The organism is Variovorax sp. J31P179, from assembly GCF_030316985.1.
Taxonomy (GTDB): Bacteria; Pseudomonadota; Gammaproteobacteria; order Burkholderiales; family Burkholderiaceae_C; genus Variovorax; species Variovorax ginsengisoli_B.
In genome coordinates this window covers 1-17,831 of record NZ_JASZYL010000004.1, presented here as the reverse complement: position 1 = coordinate 17,831, position 17,831 = coordinate 1, and the positions used below count along the sequence as shown (strand labels likewise).

Genomic DNA, 17,831 nt, shown 5'->3' with positions numbered 1-17,831 from the left:
CCTCTGCGGATGAACCGGGGGCCCGCATCATGCGCGCACCCTCGGGGCCCCTGTCAATGGGCGTGACGGTGCGCGTGCGCGTCGCCGTCGGCCGGCGCCCGCACCAGCAGCACCGGCACCGGCGTGCAGCGCAGCAGGTACTCGGCGCAGCTGCCCCCCACGAAGCGCTCGACGCCGCGGCGGCCATGGGTGCCGATCACGATCAGGTCGGCGGGCCATCGGCCGGCGTCGGCGGCGATCAGTTCAGGGACCGGGTTCGACGCGCCGTCATGCAGCAGCGTCTCGGCCTCGACGCCCGCCGCGGCGGCCGCGGCCTGGCCGTCGTCCAGGATCTGCCGGCCGTTGCGCGCGAGCACCTCGAAACAGTCGCCGACCGGGCCGGCGGCAAGGCCCATCGCCATGGCCATCGACTGCGAGTTGACCACGTGCACCAGCCGCAGCCGCCCGTGGGTCTTGGCAGCGAGCCGTATCGCTTCGTCGAGGCCCTGCTTCGATGTCGCGCTGCCGTCGAGGGGGACGAGGATCCGTTGGTACATGGCGCGCTCCTGCCGAAGCTTGAGATGCCGCCAGTATCCGGCCAGCGCAGGCCGCCGTGTTGACCGTTGGCAACACGGGGCGACACGGCGTCTTGTTGATCTGGGGCAAGGCCGCGTGGCGCCGGCCGTGGAAAGCTGGGGACTCCACTCCGGAGACTCGAAAATGACACACGCCACCACCCGCATCATCCGCGACGAGCACGCGGCCCTTTCGGCGATGCTGCGCTCGATCCTCCTGCTGCTCGATGTCCATCGAAGACAGCAGAGCACGCCCGACTTCTCGGCCTTGCGGGCGATGCTGTTCTATGTCGACCAGTTTCCCGAGCAGCGCCATCACCGCCACGAGACCGAGCTGCTGTTTCCCAAGCTGCGCGCCCGCACGCCGCTGTCGCGCGAACTGCTCGACCACCTGGACCGGGACCATGCGCTCGGCGAGCGCAACATCCGTGAAGTCGAACATGCCCTGCTGGTCTACGAGATGCTCGGCGAGGCGCACCGCGAGCCTTTCGAGCGAGCGATCGCGCGCTACACCGACTTCTACCTGGCCCACATGGCGCAGGAGGAGAAGGAAATCCTGCCGCTGGCCGAGCGCGTGCTCACCGAAGACGACTGGCGCGATCTCGACGCCGCCTTCGGCGCCCATCGCGATCCCTTCACCGGCCACGAACCCGACGACACCTACCGCGCGCTCTACACCCGCATCGTCAATGCCGTGCCGGCACCGATCGGCCTCGGCCCCGCGCTGACTCCCGGCACGCCGCAGCGGCACGCGATGCAAGCTTGATCCCTGTCAATCCGGGCGGGCCGCGGCTGGCCGAGACTGGAGGCCTTCAACCGGAGACCTCCATCATGTTCAAGAAAATCCTGGTCGCCACCGATGGTTCCCCGCTGTCCGAAAAGGCGGTCGAGAGTGCCATCGAACTGGCGCGGCATCACGGCGCCGAACTGGTCGTCTTCACGGTGGCGCGCCGGCCGCCCAAGAGCTACATGGATGGCTCGACGGTGCGTGAGTCGGTGGAAAGCGCGACCATCGACAAGCAGCGCCAGGAGAACGCACAGGCCCTGGTGGCTGCCATCGGCGAGCGGGCCCGCGGGCGCGGCGTCTCCTGCCATCCGCTGGTGGCCCATTCGACCCAGGTCGCCGAATCGATCATTGCCGCAGCCGGCAACCAGGCCTGCGACCTGATCGTGATGGCCTCGCACGGCCGCAAGGGCCTCGGCCGGATGCTGATCGGCAGCGAGACCCAGCACGTGCTGACCCATTCCACCCTGCCGGTGCTGGTGCTCCGATAGCGCCGGATGAGCGAGGTTTCCGATCAAGTACAGGTCGCCGCCGGGCGACTCGGGGCGCTGGCCAGCGCCTCCGGCCTGCGGCGCTGGACGCTGGCGGGCCGCGAGCTGCTGCCGGTGGTGCAGGGCGGCATGGGCGTCGGGGTGTCGGCCGGGCGGCTGGCCGGCACCGTGGCCGGCCTGGGCGGCATCGGCACCGTGTCGTCGGTCGACCTGCGCCGCCTGCACCCGGACCTGTGGGCCCGGACCGCCAACATCGAGGCCGAGCCCGATGCCGGTGCGCGCATCGACGCCGCCAACCTCGAGGCGCTGGGCCGCGAGATCAAGAAGGCCCGGCAGCTCGCCGGCGGCCGCGGCCTGGTCGCGGTCAATGTCATGAAGGCGCTCACCGCCTACGAGGCGCAGGTGCGGCATGCGATGGCCTGCGGCGCCGATGCGCTGGTGGTCGGTGCCGGGCTGCCGCTCGACCTGCCCGACCTGGCGCGTGAGCACCCCGGCGTGGCGCTGATCCCGATCCTGTCGGATGCGCGCGGCGTTCAGCTGGTGGTGCGCAAGTGGGAGAAGAAGGGCCGCCTGCCCGATGCCATCGTGATCGAGCATCCGCGGCTGGCGGGCGGCCACCTCGGCGCTGCCAGGGTCGGCGACCTGAACGACCCGCGCTTCGAGTTCGACGTCGTGCTGCCGCAGGTGCAGGCCTTCTTCAGGACCGCGGGCATCGAGGGCCGCATTCCGCTGATCGCGGCCGGCGGCGTCGAGAACCTGGATGACATCCGCCGGCTGCAGTCGCTCGGCGCCTCGGCGGTGCAGCTCGGCACCGCCTTCGCGGTGACCACCGAATGCGATGCCGACCCGGCCTTCAAGCGCGTGCTGGCCGATGCCGCGCCCGAGGACCTGGTCGAGTTCACCAGTGTCGCGGGCCTGCCGGCGCGCGCGGTGCGCACGCCCTGGCTCGACAAGTATCTGCGGCTGGAGCCGCGGCTGATGGCCAAGGTCCACCGTGAAACAGCCTGCACCATGCGCTTCGATTGCCTGGCGCACTGCGGGCTGCGCGACGGCACGCCGGGCTGGGGCAAGTTCTGCATCGACAAGATGCTGGGCCACGCGCTGGCGGGCCGCACCGGGCAGGGGCTGTTCTTCCGCGGCGCGGGGCGGCTGCCCTTCGGCAACCAGATCCGGCCGGTGCAGGACCTGATGCGCTGGCTGCTGGGCGGACTCATGCCCGCGGGAAACTGAAAGCTTGATTTCGGGCGCGCGATGCGTCGAACACCACCTGGTCGTACCACCAGAGCCCCTCGAACAGGACGCGCGCGACGTTGCGAAGCGCGCTTCCTGACACCATCTCGCCGATGGACCTCTTGCCATCGATCGCATCGACCAGCTGCTTCTGATGCAGGTTGATCGGCAGATACAAATCGGTGTAGGTGTGATGCCGGTTGATCAGCACCGCTGCGGCGCCGGGCGGCAATCGCTCCTCCACCATGATCGAGTCCGGGACACGGACCGGCACGTAGTCGAGCCACGCTTCGCCCTGGAAGCTGATCGGCTCATGATCGGGTCGATCGTTTCGGTAGACCACGGCACTGTGGCGAATCATCGATCCCCGGAAGAGTTCCACGGCGGCATACTGCTCCGGCGGCGGGAGTCGGGCGAGCAGGGCGTGATGGGGCGTCGACGCCAGCACGCCGCATTGCGGCAGGTAGGCGGCCTGCTCGATCCAGCGCCCGAACCGGAAGCCGCCAGCCTCGATGAAGTGCATCAGCTGCGGGACCGAATAGGCCCGGTCGCAGGGATGAAGAAGCGCATCGGCCAGCGCCGCTTCGTTGCCGAAGTCCGGCGAATTGCGCAGCACCGGCATCAGCGGATGATCCGGCGGGATGGCCTGAAGGCTCTGCGCGAGCGCCTTGATCTCTTGTGCCGTCGCCCCGATCCCGAGCCGTCGGCAGTAGTCCTGCAACAGGTACACACCGGCACGGCCATAGGGCGCGTAGACCATGAGCTGCATGGCGCCGTCGGGCGCCAGCACGCCGTGCAGGGCCCTCAGGCCCGCGTCGGGGTCAGGCAGGTGGTGCAGCACGCCGGTGCAGACGATGTGGTCGAAGCTGCGCCGGAGTTCGGCTGCGCGCTCCACCGGAAGCTGGAGCAACTCGAGATTGTCCAGGCCGTACTTGTGCTTGAGGCGTTCGGTGCTCTCGATGCTCGTCAAGCTGACATCGATCCCGACGACTTTCGCCCGCGGCCAGCGCAGCGCGTGCCTCGCCGCCTGCGAAGTGCCGCATCCGACCACCAGCAGGGTCCGATCGTCCCGATAAGCGGCCTGCGGCCAGTAGAGATGGGCATCGGCGCGCCGCCGGTCATCGGTCCACAGTTTTCGGTAGGGCTCCAGGTCGTCGACCGGAGGCGGGTAGGGATGGCGTTCGTAGAACGCGCTCACCTCCCGCGCCACCCGTTCGACGTCCACCCCGTGCGCCTCGCGGAGCTCAGGAATGGCCGTGTCCCGCCACCTGCGCCAACACCGCATCCAGGTTGAACGAGGCCGGCTTCTGCCGAGGCGGGAATTTGGCGAAGTCGGCGACCTGCTCCGCAATGACCGCCTGCATGAGGTACATCTGCGGCACGTGGTCGACCATCCAGTCCAGGTAGGTGTTCGAATTGAATTCGGCCCGCTCGTAAGGGTCGCGGCGCAGGTTCATGATGTACGGCAGCCGAAGCTTCACGAACGGCTCGGCCCACTGCCGCATCGTATTCGCGCGTTGCACGGCCAGGTGGAACTTGTAGTCGCCAACCCGCACCGCGATCACCTCGCCGTCATCGCTGAAGTACACGATGGCATTTCGCGGGCTCTCTTTCACCGCGCCGGTCAGGTAGGGGATCTGGTTGTAGCCGTCGAGATGGACGTTGAACTTCTTGCCGTCGACCGTGCAGCCGTCGAGCAATTGCTGCTTCACATCCGGATTGCCGGCGGCCGCGAGCAAGGTCGGGAACATGTCGATGTGCGAGACGATGCCGTTCAGCACCGAGCCGGCCTTGATCTTGCCCGGCCAGCGCATGAAGCACGGCACGCGCCAGCCGCCCTCCCAGTTGGAGTCCTTCTGGCCCCGAAACGGGGTGGTGGCGCCGTCGGGCCAGGTGTCGTTCTCCGGGCCGTTGTCGGTGGAGTACATGACGATCGTGTTGTCGGCAATGCCCAGTTCGTCGAGCTTGGCGAGCATCTGCCCGATCTGCTCGTCGTGGACGACCATGCGATCGCTGTAGGGGTCCTGTCCGCTCTTGCCGAGGTTCTTCTCGGCGACATGCGTGCGGAAGTGCATCGCTGTCGAGTTGTACCAAAGGAAGAAGGGCTGATCCGCCTTCGCCTGTTTTTCCATCCAGGCGATCGCACTGTCGGTGATCTCCTCGTCGATGGTTTCCATGCGCTTCTTGGTCAGCGGGCCGGTGTCCTTGATCGTCTGCCCGCCCTTGCCGTCGGCGATGCAGTGCAGCACGCCGCGTGGACCGAACTGCTTCTTGAACTCGGGATCCTTCGGGTAGTCGGGGAGCTCGGGTTCTTCCTCGGCGTTCAGGTGATAGAGATTGCCGAAGAATTCGTCGAAACCATGCATGGTCGGCAGGAACTCGTCGCGGTCGCCGAGATGGTTCTTGCCGAACTGGCCCGTGGCATAGCCGAGCGGCTTCAGCAATTCGGCGATGGTCGGGTCCTCTTTCTGCAGGCCGACGGTGGCGCCCGGCATCCCGACCTTGGTCAGGCCGGTGCGGATCGGGTTCTGGCCGCATATGAAGCAGGCACGGCCTGCCGTACAACTCTGCTGCGAGTAGTAGTCGGTGAATGTCACCCCTTCCTCTGCAATGCGATCGATGTTGGGGGTCCGATAGCCCATCAGGCCCCGGCTGTTGTGGCTGATGTTCGAAATGCCGATGTCGTCGCCCCAGAGGATCAGGATGTTGGGTTGCTTGGTTGTCATTCAGGCTCCTTTCGGTTGATGGACCACAGGATTCAGCGAACGCGACGCGGGACCCCGCGGGCGTAGCATATTCTTCATGGGGCCCCGCGCCAACACGCGCAGCCAGGCGCTGCGCTGCACCAAGGTGCAATTCCGCCGCGGGCCATCGCGGCGGATGATGTCGGAGATTGCGCGCCAGCCAACCCTCGAAGGAGCACCGATTGCCACCGCAACGAAGCCGAACATCCTGATGCGGCCGAGATGACCAGGAAGATCGCGGAACCGATGATCGCGGCGGCGCGCTTCGCGACAGGATCCTATTCAACGCCGCCGAGAATCGTGCTTCGATGGAGTTCATATGCCGTACCTTCAGTTGGACGTGACCTGCAGCTATTCCACAGGCGACAAGAAGCGGTTGGCTGCGGCGATGAGTGAGACCTACGCGCGCATGATGTCCGTGGACATTCGGCGAATCAGCGTCGCCATCCGTGAGCTGGGCGAGGGCGGGGTGTGGCGCATTCCAGAAGTGGGAGACGAGCCGACTCCCGTCTCGATGCTCATGCTGGACATCCGCCGAGGGCGGCCCGCCGAGCTGCGAATGCAAGTAGCAAAGGCCCTCTGCCAGCACTGCATCGACATTCTCGGCCTGCAGGAGAACCGGCTCAACGTCGAGTTCACTCAGCACGACGGGGACGAGATGTACCACCCGGCGCTTGGCGGTTACAGCCCGGATTGGAAACCCGGCGAGGCGTGAGACGGCGAAGAGGAGCGACCGGGAACGGTCGACCAGCCAAAGACTGGAACGTTTTTGGAATATGCCAGCAGTGACCCCGTCCGCTCCGCCTACTCGTAGAACGCGGGCGACAGCTTCTGTCCGTCGCGCTGCGCCTTGTCGTGGTTGATCCAGAGCTGGGCCTTGTCACTGGCCATGATGTTCGCGAGCCGCTGCATAGAGGCGGCGGTCTGCTCCGCGTTGAAATTGATCGATGGGACGCGTCTGTTGTCCCAGTTCTCCTTGAAGTGGACAGCATCACCGGACAGCAGGACGGCGCCGGTGCGGGGCAGCTTGACGAGCAGCGATTGGTGCCCCCCGGTGTGCCCGGGTGTCGAGATGATGATGACGCTGCCGTCGCCGAACACGTCGCGGTCGCCTTCGATCGTGGTCACTGTCGCATTGGGTCGGGACCGAAGGGAGCTTCCGCCCGGGGAGTCGTATTCGGCTTTTTGCACCATCAGCATCGAGTTCCGGAACATGTCGACATTGCCGATGTGATCGGGGTGGCTATGAGACACCGCGACGTATTTGATGTTCGACGGCTTCAATCCGAGTTCATCGATCTGCGCTGCGAGCGTCTTCGGCAGGCGCCAGGTGATCGCGCGCGGGTCCGAGGGTCGCAAGCCCTCGGGCATGGCCGCGACCGAGTCGGCGAGGCCCGTGTCCCAAAGCATCCAGCCCTGCGCGTGCTTGATGAGATAGCAGCTTCCGGCGAATGGCATCGACTTGCCCACGTTGACGCCCGGTGACCACCGGGAGATGTCCCCGCGACGCCTTCGCCACAGTTCAGGATGTAGAGACGCTGCACGCCGGACTCCGGCGCTTGCGAAACGATGGGCTGCGAACATGCCTGCAACAGTGAAAGAACCGCCGCGAGGACGGCCAGCATCAGGCCGAGACGCTTGCCAGACATCATGGTGTTCCTTTCACGACGGTCACTGCGCCGTGATTCCGTTCTTCCTGATCAAGCCCCATGCAGCGCGACTGCGCCCGCGTTCGAGCGCGAGAAAGGACCTCTCTTGCAACGCCACTGGGGCGGATCTAAAACCTGAACTCAAGCGAGCTACTACCTCTTCCGACCCCGACCATGCGGGTCTGTGCCGCTTTCCCCTGGGGCTCCGCTGTAACCGTGTATCGACCAGGCGCCAGGTCGATAAGGCAAATTGGTCCGCCCGAGGAGGGAATTGAAAGCACGCCCGTGCCTGCATCGTTCTTGACCGTGACCGCGACCGCGGCCAGGAACTCGCCGCGCGTGTTCACAAACATCAGCGAAAGTGTGTGATCTCTCATCGCGCCGCGAAATGCGGTTGACTGCCTCGAGCCGATTCCGCCACAGACATACTTCACGTCGCCTTGTGCCTGCATTGGCGGGATGGCGGATTGGGCCTGTGCCGTCCAAGGTGCAGTAACGGCCAGGACGATGGCGCTGCAACCAAGAATCGATGGAAAGCGATGCATGGTGTGCTCCGCTCGTTGAGGGGCGGCCATCTTCAGTTTGCCAAAGGGGGATGTCAAGCGGACGGAGACAAATCGGCCACGGAAAGTTATTCAGCTCACCGACCCGACGAGCGCTGCTTTGTGACGGCTTTGGAGAAAATCGTGTGAATCCAGTGGGCCCATCTGCGACATCCGCTGCGAGCCACCCGTCCTCAACTGGACACCCGCACCCGCGCCTCTCCACGCCCACCCTCATCCCCCCAATTCGCCGGCTCGAACCGCGCCCCCCGCAGATGCAGCGCCAGCGCCGCATCCATCGACTGCACGTGCTTGAGATACCAGTCGCGGAACTGCCAGGCCATCTGCCGCACCTGCAGCAGCTGGCCCTCCCGGGCCTGCACGATGCCTTCGCGCATGACCTCCAGCACCACCCGGTGCTGCAGCGTGTGGTCCTTGCGGCAGGAAAAGCGGGTGGCCTGCATCCACTCGTCCTCGCGCGCGAAGGTCTGGGCAGCCAGGTCGACGACCCGCTGCCAGGCGGCCGACAGCTCGGCGTCGCCGGCTTCGTCGACGCGCTTCAGCAGGGCCGTGAACTGCTCGTGCGCCCGGTCCATGAAGGGCAAATCGAGCGAAAGCGATGCCATGTGTCTTCTCCGCATTGAAAGGAAAGACACAAGGCTAGCCCTCCCACGCGCGGGGCTCATTGACCTGCGACAAGCATTGCGGCAGGCCGCGAGCGAAGGCCTGGCAGGCGAGGTCGCCACGGATCCTGGCCGGCGTGACCGCTGTGAGGCGACCTGTACTCAGGTACAGGTCGGTACCTGTACCACGTTCCTATTGCTGCATTGCGCGTGACGCGGATCATTGACGTCGTGCAATGTGGCGATCGATCTCAGTCAAGCGGGACCACCAAAGGGTAAGGCGTCATGTTGCGCAAGCCCTCGCCCATCGTGGCGATCATCGAGGACGACGAAGACATGCGACACGCGATCCGTCGAGTCTTGGAGACGGAAGGATTCCTGACCGAGCTGTTCGCCAGCGCGGAAGCCTTCCTCGACAGTGGCGCGGTGTCGCGTGCTCAGTGTCTGGTGCTTGATATCCGACTTCCGGGCATGTCGGGCATAGAGCTCCACAAGCGGCTGCTGTCTGACAACTGCGCGGTTCCGACGATCTTCACCACAGCGCACGAGGACGTGCACGTGCGGCGCCTGTGGGGGCTCGGCATGCATTGCATCGTGAAGCCTTTTCTCGGAGAGGCGCTGATCGAAAAGGTCACTCGAGCCATCGAACAATGATGAAGTTACAACGTGGGAGCTTGCAATGAGTCTGCATGACGGAATTGTCGCAAAGCGGGTGAACCGCGCGTTCACCATTCTGGTGGCCGGCCTGACGGCGATCAGCACAACATTCGTATGGATGGACGCTGCTGTGGCAGCGGACAGGAAACCCAACGTCGTCTTCATCCTGGCCGACAACGTCGGCTACGGCGACTTGGGCCCCTATGGCGGCGGCGAGTTGCGCGGAGCTCCGACTCCGCGCATCGACCAGCTTGCCCGAGAGGGCCTGCGCCTGACGCAATATCTGGTCGAGCCGGCCTGCACGCCCTCGCGTGCCGCGCTGATGACGGGCCAGTATTCGATCCGGAACGGCCTGTCCCTGATCATCGTTCCCGGCAGTCAGAACACCCTCTCGGCGCGGGCCGTCACGATGGGTGACCTCTTCAAGAGCGCGGGCTATGCGACCGCAATCTTCGGTAAATGGCACCTCGGCAAGGAGCCGCAGAGCCTGCCGACGGCGCACGGCTTTGACGAGTTCTATGGCATTCCGCCTGACACATCCTGGGATTCGGCCACCTACGTCGACACCATCGAGCTGACCCATTCGATCCCCTTGCCGCACGAGGCTTTGCTGGCCCGCGGGCCTCAGATCGTCGAGGGCGTGGCAGGCGGTTCGCTGCGCAACGTCAAGCCGTTCACGCGAGAAGTCAGGGCGGAGATCGACAACGAGCTTGTCGCGAAATCGATCGACTTCATGAAGCGGCAGACAGCAGCGGGCAAGCCGTTCTTCCTTTATCTGCCCTTCTCGATGGGCCATGCGCCGAACCTTCCATCCAGCGAGTTCAAGGGCAAGTCGCGCATCGGCCAGTACGGTGACAAGATCATGGAAGGCGACTTCCACGTCGGCCAGATTCTTGATGCGCTGAAACAGCTCGGCGTCGACGACAACACGCTGCTCGTGTTCGCCTCGGACAATGGACCATGGGCACACCTCGCGAGCGCATTTGGCGATCAAGGAACGCCCGATGTCGGGAGCCCGGGACCGTTCCGAGGCGAGCTCGGCGAAGTGACCGAGGGGTCGATCCGCACCTTCTGCTTCATCCGCTGGCCGGGCAAGATCAAGCCGGGCAGCACTTCCAGCGCGATGTTCTCGATCATGGACTTCTTCCCGACTTTCGCCGGCGTTGCAGGCGCCAAGGTGCCGAGCGATCGCCCGATCGACGGGGTCGACCAGATCGAGGTGCTGCTGGGGAAAAGCGAGACCGGCAAACGCGAAGGTCTGCTGAGCTTCGCCGGCGGGGATCTGCTGGCCGCGCGCTGGAAGCAATGGCGCGTGTATTTCACGGACATGTATCCGACGGGCACCGGTTCGCAGCGCGTGGGAGCCACGGCGTCGGCAAGCGCCCCCTTGGCCGGTTATCCCAAGGTCTACAACATCGAGATGGACCCGCACGAGGATCTCAACATCGGTGGGCTGTTCGGATGGACCGCCGGACCCGCGCTGCAGGAGGTGCAGCGCTATCTGGAATCGGTGAAGAAGTACCCGAATCCGCCCGCGCCCAACATCACCCAATTTACACAGCACGGCGGGTGACCTCACCACTTCGCCTTGGGGCCGAGCCAGGAGCCAAGTCGCATGCCGAAGCACCGCAATCCCGACCCGAGTCGATCCAATACCCGCCGGCGCATGTTCGTGGCTTCCGCGCTCGGCATCGCGGTGGTGACTACCCTCGCCGGCTACGGTGCTGCGTCGAGCCTTTGGCCGCGAACTCAACAAAAGTCCGCGCTCCAGGTGCCGCACCCCAAGGTCGTTCGCGGCGATGACGTGCGTGGATTGCGCGGCATGGCATGGGTTCCCGGTGGCGAATTCCTGATGGGCAGCGACAGTCGCCTGTCGCAGCCGAACGAGCGCCCCGCTCACCACGTCCGCGTGCGCGGCTTCTGGATGGACGAGACACACGTGACGAATGCGCAGTTCGCCGCCTTCGTCGCGGCTACCGGCTACGTGACGACGGCCGAGCAGACGCCACGCTGGGAAGACCTTGCAGCACAACTTCCCCCCGGGACACCGCGACCGCCGCCATCGGCCATGGTGCCGGGCGCGATGGTCTTCGTCGGGACCGACAAGCCGGTGGATCTGCGCGACTGGAGCCAATGGTGGCAGTACGTCCCAGATGCAAGTTGGCGCCATCCGCAAGGTCCCGGCAGCACGATCGACGGCAAGGGCGATCATCCGGTGGTTCAGGTGAGCTACGAAGATGCTCTGGCGTATGCCAAGTGGGCCGGCAAACGGCTCCCGACGGAGGCCGAGTGGGAGTTCGCCGCGCGCGGCGGCCTCGAGCAGGCCACTTACGCCTGGGGCGACGACTTCGAGCCCGAGGGGCGTCCGTTGGTCAACGTCTGGCAAGGGCGCGGTGGTACTTTTCCCGTCGTCCCACGGGCGCGATCGATCATGAGCGTCAAGGCCGCGGGCCTTGTCGGGACGAGCCCGGTGCAAAGTTTCCCTGCCAACGGCTACGGCTTGTACGACATGACGGGGAACGCATGGCAGTGGACGGCGGACTGGTATCGCTCGGACGCGTTTCGCCTTCAGCGTTCGACCGAGGTGGTGGACAGCCCGCGCGGACCGGCGTCGAGTTGGGATCCCGAGGACAGCGGCGCGCCGCCACAGGCGCCCAAGCGCGTGATGCGCGGCGGTTCGTTTCTCTGCAATGAAAGCTATTGCCTCAGCTATCGCCCGAGCGCGCGGCGCGGCGCGGATCCGGCGAATCCGATGTCGCACATCGGCTTTCGCCTGGTCAGCGATGCAGCAGGCCCCTGAACGCTTCGCCGGCTGAGTGGCCGTCGTACCCAGACCGATCCACGACTTCTTGGAGGACCGCGCTCGATGATGAACAAATCCACCGCCGGTCAGACCCGAGATGTCGGGACATTGCTGGTCGCTCTGTCCCTGGCGTCCTTGTCACTCGTTGCTCGTGCGGACCAGAGCGGCGTTCCGTTCTGGCTTTCCGGTCAGTTCGCGAGTCTTGCAGCGGTTCCGGCCACTCCCGGGTGGTCGCTGGTCGTCTCGCCCTACTACTACAACGGCAGTGCCGACAAGAGCCGGACCTTCCAGACCGGCGAGACGGTCTCTGCGGGCTTGAAGTCGATCGCGCCCCTGGTATTTCTTCAGCCCGGCTACGCGTTCGAGGACAAGGTGCTCGGCGGCCGGCCCTACGTGGCGCTTGGCTGGGGCCCCGGCAACAACCGCACGTCGACCGACGTGTCGCTCACCCAGCCCTCGCACGCACGTTTCAACAACGACTCCGTGACTGGCGGCAGCGATCTCTATCCCTTTGCGAGCCTGGCTTGGGCCCATGGCAACGACAACTGGATGACCTACGTCACCGGCGACATTCCAGTGGGCGCGTATGACTCGAAACGGCTGTCGAACATCGGTATCGGCCATGCAGCAATCGATGGAGGCGCCGGGTACACCTACCTCAACAACAGCACGGGTCGTGAGTTTTCGGCCGTGCTGGGCATCACCTACAACTGGGAAAATACGCACACGAACTACAAGAACGGAATCGATTCGCACCTGGACTGGGCGGCGTCGCAGTTTCTGTCGGCAAATTGGCAAGTCGGCGTTGCCGGTTATGTCTATTACCAGCTGACCGGCGACAGCGGCAGCGGCGACCGGGTCGGCGCCTTCAAGTCCCGAATCGCGGCGATCGGCCCTGAACTGGGCTACGCATTCAAGCTCAACCAGCAAGCCGCCTATTTCAATCTCCGCGCCTACAAGGAGTTCTGGGCCAGAAATCGCATCGAGGGCTATGCCGTCTTCGCGACGCTCAGCATTCCGCTTTGAAGCGGCTGGCCTCGGGAGCCGGGCGCTATCACCTGCAACTCTCTGGGAAGGTCCGACCAGACAATGCCGGTCACGCGTCGTTGGAACGGGGTGCGCCGACACTGCGCAAGATTTCGGCCGCGTGCACGAGTTCGGCGATCGAAGCGACCTCCATTTTTGCCATCACCTGTGCTCGATGCATCTTGACGGTGCGCTCGCTGATGCCGAGCGTGTCACCGATCTGCTTGTTGAGCTTGCCTATGACCACCTGGTCGAACACCGACCGCTCGCGACCGCTCAGGCGCGCGAGACGGGATGCGAAGTCCTGCACGTGCTCGAGTGATGCGCGCCGCGAGCGATCACGGGCGAGCGCCGTGTCGACGGCCACCAAGAGCGTGTGCGGATCGACCGGCTTGGTCAGAAAGTCCACCGCCCCCGCCTTCATGGCTCGCACGCTCGAGGCAATGTCGCCGCGTCCGGTGAGGAACACGATCGGTAGCGCGATCGCGTGCTGCTGCAAGGCCTGCTGCAAGTCGAGACCGCTGGGCCCTGGCAGATGCAGATCCAGCAGCACACATCCAGGGCGGCCGTCTGGCGGCGTCAACAAGAAATGTCCTGCCGATTCGTAGGAGCGCACTTCGTAGCCTTCCGCGCGAAGCAGGCGAGCGAGGGCGACGCGCATCTGCTCGTCATCGTCCACAACATGCACGACAGCACCGCTCATAGCCGCACGGTGCCTTGCGTCTTGACCGACGGGGGTCTTGACGGAGATGCCGCCAGGCTCTCATCCGCCGCTTTCAGCGGCTTCGTCACCCTGCGCGAAGCGGGAAACAGAATGCGGAACTCCGCCCCACCCGCATCGAGATTCCTGGCCGACAAGGTGCCGTCATGCGCTTCGACGATCGACCGTGAGATCGACAGTCCGAGTCCCATGCCTTCAACCTTCGTCGTGAAGAACGATTCGAACAGCCGGGGCAATTGATCCTGCGGAACGCCCGGCCCCGTGTCGGTCACCACGATCTCGATGCCCCCATCGCCGCAAGCTGCCAGGCGTATCCCCAGACGTCGACTTCCCTGCGGCGTCTGAGCCATTGCATCCATGGCGTTGACACACAGATTGGCAATCGCCTGCTGCACTTGAACGCGGTCCACCTCCATCTGAGGAAGTCCTGCATCGAGAGCCGCTTCGATCGTGATTCCGCGGCGCTCGGCCTCACCCCTGAGGAATGCGAGCACGTCGCCGACGATGCTGTCCATGGCCTCCGCCTTGAGATCGCTCTGCCGGCTTGTCACGAGCGCGCGCACGCGCCGTATGACTTCGCTCGCACGAAGATCCGCCTTCTTGATGTCGGCGATGATCGAGCTCAGCTCATCGCTGCTCGCTTTGCCGCGGCGCAGCAGCGCTTCGGCGGCACCGGCATTCGCGAGGATTGCGCCCAGAGGTTGATTGATCTCGTGCGCGATCGAGGCGGTCAGCTCACCGGCCAGTGCCAGGCGAGAGGCTTGCATGAGTTCCGAACGGCGGTTTCGCGCTTCCTCTTCAGCCGTGCGGCGCGCACGCCTCTGAAACACCAGCCCGAATATGAGCGCCGATTGCGCGAGGATTGCAAGGACAGCGCCAACAACATACCAACGATAGTCTCGCCAGAGGCTCGGTGGCGCAAATCGAACATCGCAGTAGGAAGGCAGACGGGCCTGGCTCATGCCGAAATGCTCCAGCTGACGTGCATCGGCCACGCACGAAGCCTTGGTGATCGTGGCCCACGGAATCGGCGTCGTCGGCGCCGCCAGTGCCTCCTGGACCAGATCGGCCATACGGGTTCCCAGGGCCTCGTAGCTGTAGAGGCTGCCGGCGACGATGCCATGGCCGATGTAACTGTCGAAGGGCGCGTAGATCGGCGCTCGCGAGACCGAAGCGAGCTGCGCAAGTGCTTCCCGCGGCAAGAATGTGCGGCCAGCGGCATCCCGCGCGATGGACAGGTAGAGCACCGCATCGTCGGGGCTGAGTTGTTCGATTCGGCGCGAGAACTGGTCCATGGAAGCGTCTGTCCAGTATTCGATATGCAGGCGCTTCTGAAATGCCTCCAGTTGCCTTCTCGTGACGTGCACCGAAGAGCGGTCGAAATCGCCGGATCCATGGATGACGACCAAACGACGTGTGTCAGGGCGCAACGACAGGGCAAGCTCAACCGTGCCAGCGATATCCCATTGAACCGGGATGCCCGTTGTCGTCGGGGAGAGCGATCTGTTGGCCAGGCTCTCGAGCGGCACGACCTGAAAAAGGATGCGAGCGTCGGGCCAGAGTTCGTCGCGATGCTTCTCGGCGAAGTCGAGAGCGGCAGATCCCAGGGTGACAACCGCATCGACGTGGGTGGTCGCGTATTTCTTGGCCAGCAGGGCTGCGAACTCTTGCTCGATGCTTGACAGCGGAAAGCGCTGGGCGTCGAGCGCCTCGCTGAACAGATTCACGGGATGACGTCCGGGCGCCATCAATGCCTTTCGCATGGCGCCGTCTATCGTCACGTTTGAGGGGGTCAGAAAATTGGCGCCGATCAGCGTGACGACGTTCCAAGGCGGTTGGGACGGGCTCTCCGCCACAGGCACGGGCTCAGGAATGGCCTGCGCGCGCAGCATCGGCGACGTGAGACCCGCCCACGTCAATTCTGCTGCCAACGCCAACAGCCGCACCCCGGAGCCAGCCATCTCACGCATCCGACGATGTTAGTGCGCGCGGCCATTAATGGAACGCCTTGGCGTCCAAGCCGCGCGCTGCAGTGCCAGAACGAGGGTGGCGACCTGTACCGTGGTACAGGTCGCCACCTGCACCAGGGCCGGATTGTCGCGCCTCACACAGCGCGGATGATGCTCCGGGAGGCTGGTACCGGCGCGCCCAGGCCTGCGTCGTCGAAGCATGGCCTTTGAGGGGGAAGAAGTGAATCAGCCCATCGTGTTTGTCATCGACGACGACGCTGCTTGTCGCGACTCTGTTCATGAACTCGTCAGCGCGGCCGGGCTCGTGGCCGTGGTCTTCAGTTCTGCGGTCGAATTCCTGACCGCCTTCGACTCTACCTGGCGTGGTTGCCTGGTGCTCGATCTGTACATGCGCCAAATGAATGGTCGCGCTTTGCAGGAACGGCTGCACGAGATGGGCATCCATATGCCGATCGTGTTCATGAGCGGTAGCGTCGACATTCCGACGGCGGGCCAAGCCATCAGAGATGGCGCCGTAGACTTCTTGCAGAAGCCCTATCCGGCGAACAAGCTGCTGGATGCCATCTACGAGGCACTTCGCCGGATCGCCTCCTAGCCGCGCAAGGTGAAGACGACGGAGAGGTACGACACCGGCTGCGTGCCGAGGTCTTCGATACCGTGCATGGCGGTGGCGTCGAAGAGCAGCGAATCACCGACGCGCATCTTCACGCGCCTCGGCCCATAGCGATAGGTGACGTCGCCCGACAGAAGATAGAGAAACTTCAAGCCCGGATGCTGAAAGGTCACATGGGGTTGGGCGTCGGCTTCGAGCATGACCAGGTAGGGCTCGACGAACAGGTTGCCCGAGAGCACATGGCCGAGCAACTCGTAGCGGTAGTCCGCGACGGTGCCCAGGCGTTCGACCCGAAGGCCCTTGCCTGAGGGCACATGGCTGAAGTCGGCGTGCCAGCGGTGGTCCGCGAAGAGGCGAGAAAGCGGAATGCCCAGTCCGTTTGCCAGCCGGTCCAACATCTCGACGGAGGGCGATACCTGGCCGTTCTCGATGCGCGAGAGCATGGAGCGGGAGACGCCGGAGCGCATTGTGAGCTCCAGGGCCGAAACGCCGGCAGCCCGGCGCAGGCGGTTCACCTGGGTTCCGACAAGGGCGGCAGGTGCGCTGCGCGTGGGCTTGGCCTTGGGCGTCGTCAGGTAGAGCGACGGCGACAGCCTGCGGGGGCGCGCGGTCGGGAAGGGGGAGGGGACTTGTGGGGTTTTCATGGCTCGGGCGTTCTTGTCCGAGCCTTGTGGTTGCAAGGCATTTGATGTCCTCCCATTAGCACTATCGGCAAGTCTCTTCGACGGTCCGCCAACACACGGATGTTTGCTTGAGCGTCAACGGATTCAAACTCACCTTACCATATACATGAGAAAGTTACTATTCACGTGGGAATGATAAAAATCAACTGCTCGTGACAATCATTCGGTGCGATCCCGAGTCAAAGAAGCAGAATCCTTTTCCGAGCGCTTGCGTGTCGCAATGGCCAGGCGCGGCTTCAAGGAATTTGGCGCGACGGCGCTCGCGGAGGCGCTGACCCCGGCTTTCCCGTCAGGGCTCAGCGTACAGACCACGCACAACTGGGCATCGGGGAAGTCAGTCCCGCGAGCGGATCGCATCGCATTGATCGCGAAGCTCCTCGATGTGTCGCCGCATTGGCTCCAGCATGGGCCAGATCCGCAGGTCGAACGAAAGAGTCTCAAGACGTTGGATGGGGAGATCAGTGGGAAGGCGTTTGCTGAGCGGTTTCATGCGCTGACGGCGGAACAGCGGCGGATCATGTTGGCGTTGTTGTATGAGTTTGAGCGTGGGAAGCTCAGGTGAACTGCGGCGCGTGCGTGGGGTGTCGAGAGGCGTTGGCCGACGGACTCGTTGCCTCGGACTTCTGCTGAGCAGATGCTATGGAGGGCTGGAGGAAAGCGTAAAACAGCGGCTCCAGTTCTCTTTTAAGGAGCATGGAGATGACTACCACTTGGACAGCGCTACGGCGCCAGGAGACGGCC

The 17,831-nt window shown here is 64.6% G+C and carries 19 protein-coding genes; 10 read left to right on the top strand and 9 right to left on the bottom strand.

Annotated elements, in window-relative coordinates:
• Positions 1–53: 53 nt before the first annotated feature.
• The gene (locus QTI17_RS11170; RefSeq protein ID WP_286533140.1) at positions 54–536 is read right to left on the bottom strand and encodes a universal stress protein; all 483 of its coding nucleotides are present in this window, start codon (positions 534–536) and stop codon (positions 54–56) included.
• Positions 537–699: 163 nt separating this feature from the next.
• Between QTI17_RS11170 and QTI17_RS11165 the strand changes: the two genes are divergently transcribed.
• The 3 genes from QTI17_RS11165 (at position 700) to QTI17_RS11155 (ending at position 3,059) form a co-directional block, all read left to right on the top strand.
• Positions 700–1,320, top strand: a complete 621-nt coding sequence (locus QTI17_RS11165; protein ID WP_286533139.1) for a hemerythrin domain-containing protein — start codon at positions 700–702, stop codon at positions 1,318–1,320.
• A gap of 65 nt (positions 1,321–1,385) precedes the next feature.
• Positions 1,386–1,829, top strand: a complete 444-nt coding sequence (locus tag QTI17_RS11160) for a universal stress protein (protein ID WP_286533138.1) — start codon at positions 1,386–1,388, stop codon at positions 1,827–1,829.
• A gap of 6 nt (positions 1,830–1,835) precedes the next feature.
• Entirely contained in the window at positions 1,836–3,059 is a 1,224-nt protein-coding gene (locus QTI17_RS11155; RefSeq protein ID WP_286533137.1) for an NAD(P)H-dependent flavin oxidoreductase, read from the top strand.
• Here QTI17_RS11155 and QTI17_RS11150 read toward each other — a convergent pair.
• Both QTI17_RS11150 and QTI17_RS11145 read right to left on the bottom strand, forming a co-directional pair.
• Positions 3,040–4,344: a class I SAM-dependent methyltransferase gene (locus tag QTI17_RS11150; protein WP_286533136.1), complete on the bottom strand. Its 1,305-nt coding sequence runs from the start codon at positions 4,342–4,344 to the stop codon at positions 3,040–3,042. The genes QTI17_RS11155 and QTI17_RS11150 overlap by 20 nt on opposite strands.
• On the bottom strand, positions 4,304–5,785 hold the full coding sequence (locus tag QTI17_RS11145) for an arylsulfatase (protein WP_286533134.1): 1,482 nt from the start codon (positions 5,783–5,785) through the stop codon (positions 4,304–4,306). The genes QTI17_RS11150 and QTI17_RS11145 overlap by 41 nt, the downstream gene beginning before the upstream one ends.
• A gap of 337 nt (positions 5,786–6,122) precedes the next feature.
• Here QTI17_RS11145 and QTI17_RS11140 point away from each other — a divergent pair, with 337 nt between their 5' ends.
• Entirely contained in the window at positions 6,123–6,518 is a 396-nt protein-coding gene (locus tag QTI17_RS11140) for a tautomerase family protein (protein WP_286533133.1), read from the top strand.
• Positions 6,519–6,607: 89 nt separating this feature from the next.
• On the opposite strand, the gene QTI17_RS11135 is transcribed toward QTI17_RS11140, so the two are convergent.
• The 3 genes from QTI17_RS11135 to QTI17_RS11125 all read right to left on the bottom strand — a co-directional run bounded on the left by QTI17_RS11135 (position 6,608) and on the right by QTI17_RS11125 (position 8,620).
• Positions 6,608–7,261: an N-acyl homoserine lactonase family protein gene (locus tag QTI17_RS11135; protein WP_286533131.1), complete on the bottom strand. Its 654-nt coding sequence runs from the start codon at positions 7,259–7,261 to the stop codon at positions 6,608–6,610.
• Positions 7,262–7,580: 319 nt separating this feature from the next.
• Positions 7,581–7,997 (bottom strand): carboxypeptidase regulatory-like domain-containing protein, encoded by a 417-nt coding sequence (locus QTI17_RS11130; RefSeq protein ID WP_286533130.1) that lies wholly within the window; start codon positions 7,995–7,997, stop codon positions 7,581–7,583.
• A gap of 191 nt (positions 7,998–8,188) precedes the next feature.
• Positions 8,189–8,620, bottom strand: coding sequence for a bacteriohemerythrin (locus tag QTI17_RS11125; RefSeq protein WP_286533129.1), 432 nt, complete (start codon positions 8,618–8,620; stop codon positions 8,189–8,191).
• 282 nt (positions 8,621–8,902) lie between these two features.
• Between QTI17_RS11125 and QTI17_RS11120 the strand changes: the two genes are divergently transcribed.
• The 4 genes from QTI17_RS11120 to QTI17_RS11105 all read left to right on the top strand — a co-directional run bounded on the left by QTI17_RS11120 (position 8,903) and on the right by QTI17_RS11105 (position 13,103).
• Positions 8,903–9,271 carry a response regulator transcription factor gene (locus QTI17_RS11120; protein ID WP_286533127.1) on the top strand — a complete coding sequence of 123 codons (369 nt, stop codon included), beginning with the start codon at positions 8,903–8,905 and terminating at the stop codon, positions 9,269–9,271.
• Positions 9,272–9,296: 25 nt separating this feature from the next.
• Positions 9,297–10,847, top strand: a complete 1,551-nt coding sequence (locus QTI17_RS11115) for an arylsulfatase (RefSeq protein ID WP_286533125.1) — start codon at positions 9,297–9,299, stop codon at positions 10,845–10,847.
• Positions 10,848–10,889: 42 nt separating this feature from the next.
• Positions 10,890–12,074 (top strand): formylglycine-generating enzyme family protein, encoded by a 1,185-nt coding sequence (locus QTI17_RS11110; protein ID WP_286533124.1) that lies wholly within the window; start codon positions 10,890–10,892, stop codon positions 12,072–12,074.
• A gap of 69 nt (positions 12,075–12,143) precedes the next feature.
• Positions 12,144–13,103, top strand: a complete 960-nt coding sequence (locus tag QTI17_RS11105; RefSeq protein ID WP_286533123.1) for a SphA family protein — start codon at positions 12,144–12,146, stop codon at positions 13,101–13,103.
• Between the two features lie 70 nt (positions 13,104–13,173).
• On the opposite strand, the gene QTI17_RS11100 is transcribed toward QTI17_RS11105, so the two are convergent.
• Positions 13,174–13,806, bottom strand: coding sequence for a response regulator transcription factor (locus QTI17_RS11100; protein ID WP_286533122.1), 633 nt, complete (start codon positions 13,804–13,806; stop codon positions 13,174–13,176).
• A complete protein-coding gene (locus tag QTI17_RS11095) occupies positions 13,803–15,794 on the bottom strand; it encodes a sensor histidine kinase (protein WP_286533121.1) in 1,992 nt (663 codons plus the stop codon). Before QTI17_RS11095 ends, QTI17_RS11100 begins: the two co-directional genes overlap by 4 nt.
• A 220-nt stretch (positions 15,795–16,014) precedes the next feature.
• Between QTI17_RS11095 and QTI17_RS11090 the strand changes: the two genes are divergently transcribed.
• On the top strand, positions 16,015–16,389 hold the full coding sequence (locus tag QTI17_RS11090) for a response regulator transcription factor (protein ID WP_286533120.1): 375 nt from the start codon (positions 16,015–16,017) through the stop codon (positions 16,387–16,389).
• Here the strand turns inward: QTI17_RS11090 and QTI17_RS11085 are convergent.
• Positions 16,386–16,922: a helix-turn-helix domain-containing protein gene (locus QTI17_RS11085; RefSeq protein WP_286529387.1), complete on the bottom strand. Its 537-nt coding sequence runs from the start codon at positions 16,920–16,922 to the stop codon at positions 16,386–16,388. The genes QTI17_RS11090 and QTI17_RS11085 overlap by 4 nt on opposite strands.
• Positions 16,923–17,256: 334 nt before the next feature.
• On the opposite strand from QTI17_RS11085, the gene QTI17_RS11080 reads away from it, so the two are divergent.
• Positions 17,257–17,652 carry a hypothetical protein gene (locus QTI17_RS11080; RefSeq protein WP_286533119.1) on the top strand — a complete coding sequence of 132 codons (396 nt, stop codon included), beginning with the start codon at positions 17,257–17,259 and terminating at the stop codon, positions 17,650–17,652.
• The last annotated feature ends 179 nt before the right edge of the window (positions 17,653–17,831 follow it).